The following is a 3,048-nucleotide window of genomic DNA, read 5'->3' on the forward strand; positions in this document are numbered from 1 at the left end:
TCCGGCAAGATTCATATTAAATTTCGAGACATCGCCTTGACTCATATAATTCAAGAAATCCTGACCTTCTACATAGAGTTGTTTATACTCGTAGGTTGGGATTTTGAACTGTTTGAACACAGACGCATCTTGAGCAACTAACTTGGAACTACCAAAAAGGATTCCAAGAGCAAGTAAAAAATTGACTAGTTTGTTCATAAATATTTACTCCAAAAAATGTGAATAAAATAATGTAATAGTTATAAATAATTACAAATTCTTTTAAAATTTGTTGGGCAAAATATAATGAAATTCTCTCCACAGTCAAGAGTACGCGTAGTGAATGTAATTCTTTTAATACTGTATTTATTGAGGTTTCTTGTGCTTAAAAAAATTCATAAAAAAAACAATGCGGAAAAATTTTCGCTATTGATTTCTTTTCTTCTCCGAAAAAAGTATATTCAACGTAACTTTTAATAAAAATGCTCAACTACATTTGGATTTCACTTCTTGCAATCGGAATTATCGTTGCTGTTTCCAAAGATGTTTCCGATTTGTCGTCGGATAAATTTCGGAATGGAAAAGAATTGTTGTGCGAACTTAAGTTCGAGCAACAAAAATATTCTCTTGCAATTTCTAAAGAGCAATTCAATCACTTCTACAATGCAAGCGAAACGAAAGACGTTCAAGCAAAAACCGAAATAACGTTTCTCGATTCGACAAGCGGAACAATTTCGATTTTGTTGAATGAAACTTCTCCAGCAATCTGGAAACAACTTTCCAAAGCGCAGAAAAAAGAAAATGTAATTGTCGGGAAAATCAAGATGGACGCCACATTAAAAGTGGTGTCCATCTCAAACGCGACAATTATTTTCGACGAAGTAAAATTCACAACGCTCAATAACGTAACGAATGATGGAATTTTTTCTTCTGCAAAAACTGCTGTAACGCTTGCAATCGGTTTAATCGGCATAATGGCACTATGGCTTGGTATAATGAAAATCGCAGAAGAAAGCGGTTTGATTTCGAAAATTGCTTTGCTTCTAAAACCGATAATGACAAGAATTTTTCCCGACGTTCCCGCAGAGCATCCCGCGATGGGAGCAATGATAATGAATATCTCTGCAAATATGTTAGGACTTTCCAACGCTGCAACGCCATTCGGTTTGAAAGCGATGGAGCATTTGAATTCACTCAATAAAAAAGTTGGAACTGCAACCGATGCGATGTGTACATTTCTCGTTATCAATACGAGTAACGTTCAACTTATTCCTGCAACGGTGATTGCAATTCGCGCTTCACTTGGTTCACACAATCCGACAGAAATTCTTGGCGCTGCAATTGTTGCGACAACAGTAAATACGATAGTAGGAGTGATTGTTGTTAAACTTTTAGCAAGATTGAAAAAATATAAAGCAGAGAGCGTAGAGCAGAGAGCGTAGAGCAGAGAGTTGATTTTGAGTTTTATTTTGTTTGAATAACTTATGTTTAGGTTTGAAGGATTAGAAATTTGGAAGCGAGCAATAGCCGTTTCCGATAGAGTTTTTGATGTTGCTGATAAAATTGAAAGTGAACATCATTATCGTTTTGCAGATCAATTACGAGGAGCGTGTTTATCTATTTCGAATAATATTGCTGAAGGTTCGGGAAGCAAATCGAAAATAGAATTCAAACAGTTTTTGAATTATTCTCATCGCTCCATTTTTGAAACGGCAAATATGATAATCATTGCACACCGAAGGAAATATATTTCAGAAAAAGAAAAAGACGAGATTCAAAACGAACTTGAACAAATCAGTAAAATGATTATTGGGTTTTCTTCAACACTTTAACAAACTACTCTACGCTCTCTGCTCTACGCTCTCTGCTCTATGCTCTACGCTGTCGAAATAATTTCTTTACTTGCAATTCCGTTGCTGATATTTTTTATTGTTGCTTACGGTGCAATGAAAAAAGTAAAAGTGTACGAACTGTTTGTCGAAGGAGCGAAAGAAGGATTCAACGTTGGCGTGAGAATTATTCCGTATCTCGTTGCAATGCTTGTTGCGATTGGCGTGTTTCGTGCAAGTGGTGCAATGGATTTTCTCGCAACATTACTTTCTCCCATCACAAAACTTATCGGAATGCCGGCAGAAGCATTACCCGTTGCGATTATGCGACCGCTTTCGGGAAGTGGAACGCTCGGCTTGATTTCCGAAGTAATGAAAACGCACGGACCCGATTCGCTGATTGGAAGAATGGTTTCCGTAATTATGGGAAGCGGCGAAACAACGTTTTATGTTCTCGCTGTGTATTTCGGGAGCGTGAGTATTTCCAAAACGCGACACGCTGTTCCCGCAGGAATTATTGCGGACATCGTTGGAATTTTGATGAGCGTGTGGATTGTGAACTGGATGTTTGGATAAAGTAGTTGAGTCTGTGAGTAGTTTAGTATGTTAGACAAAATTCTTTTCGTTATTTCAAGTAGTAATAATCTAAAATCTTCATTCTAAAATCTAAAATCAAACTATGCTTTCCAAAATTTTCTCCGCCGCAACGTACGGTATCAATGCATATTTCGTTGAAGTGGAAACGCATATTCAACCGAATACAACGCCGAACTTTTTACTCGTCGGTTTGCCGGATAATGCGGTGAAAGAAAGCCGCGAGCGTGTTTCATCGGCGATTCGCAATTCCGGTTTGCATTATCCCGGATTGAAAATTACCGTCAATCTCGCGCCGGCAGATGTGAAGAAAGAAGGTTCATCGTACGATTTACCGATTGCAATTGGAATTCTTGCTGCGAATGCAAACGTGTCGGAAGAAAAATTGAGCGACTATATTATTCTCGGAGAACTCGCGCTTGATGGTTCGCTTCGTCCCATTCACGGCGTTCTTCCAATTGCACTCGAAGTGAAACACAACAACAAACGCGGAATAATTCTTCCAAAAGAAAATGCAAACGAAGCCGCGATGGTGCAAGGCATAGAGGTGTTCGGCGTTTCGAGTTTGAATGAAGCGCTCGAATTTCTGAACGGAAGTTCTTCGATGCAACCGACAACCGTAAACATAAAAGATGTTTTTGAAAAC

General features: G+C 38.3%; 4 protein-coding genes. All 4 read left to right on the forward strand.

The features are described from left to right. Positions 1–803: 803 nt before the first annotated feature. On the forward strand, positions 804–1,421 hold the full coding sequence (locus FJ218_11175; protein ID MBM4167462.1) for a nucleoside recognition protein: 618 nt from the start codon (positions 804–806) through the stop codon (positions 1,419–1,421). 42 nt (positions 1,422–1,463) lie between these two features. After that, the gene (locus tag FJ218_11180; protein ID MBM4167463.1) at positions 1,464–1,811 is read left to right on the forward strand and encodes a four helix bundle protein; all 348 of its coding nucleotides are present in this window, start codon (positions 1,464–1,466) and stop codon (positions 1,809–1,811) included. Positions 1,812–1,850: 39 nt separating this feature from the next. Then, positions 1,851–2,384, forward strand: coding sequence for a spore maturation protein (locus tag FJ218_11185; GenBank protein MBM4167464.1), 534 nt, complete (start codon positions 1,851–1,853; stop codon positions 2,382–2,384). A 103-nt stretch (positions 2,385–2,487) separates the two neighbouring features. Further along, positions 2,488–3,048 (forward strand): ATP-binding protein (locus FJ218_11190; protein MBM4167465.1); only part of this gene is annotated, 561 nt, incomplete at its 3' end.

The sequence above is a fragment of the Ignavibacteria bacterium genome (genome assembly GCA_016873775.1).
In the GTDB taxonomy this organism is placed as follows: Bacteria; Bacteroidota; Ignavibacteria; order UBA10030; family F1-140-MAGs086; genus JAGXRH01.

What these genes read in the sequence shown, in the direction of transcription:
- FJ218_11185 (MBM4167464.1), top strand. Translation starts at nt 1,851, where the DNA reads ATGCTCTACGCTGTCGAAATAATTTCTTTACTTGCAATTCCGTTGCTG.
- FJ218_11180 (MBM4167463.1), top strand. Translation starts at nt 1,464, where the DNA reads ATGTTTAGGTTTGAAGGATTAGAAATTTGGAAGCGAGCAATAGCCGTT.
- FJ218_11175 (MBM4167462.1), top strand. Translation starts at nt 804, where the DNA reads ATGGACGCCACATTAAAAGTGGTGTCCATCTCAAACGCGACAATTATT.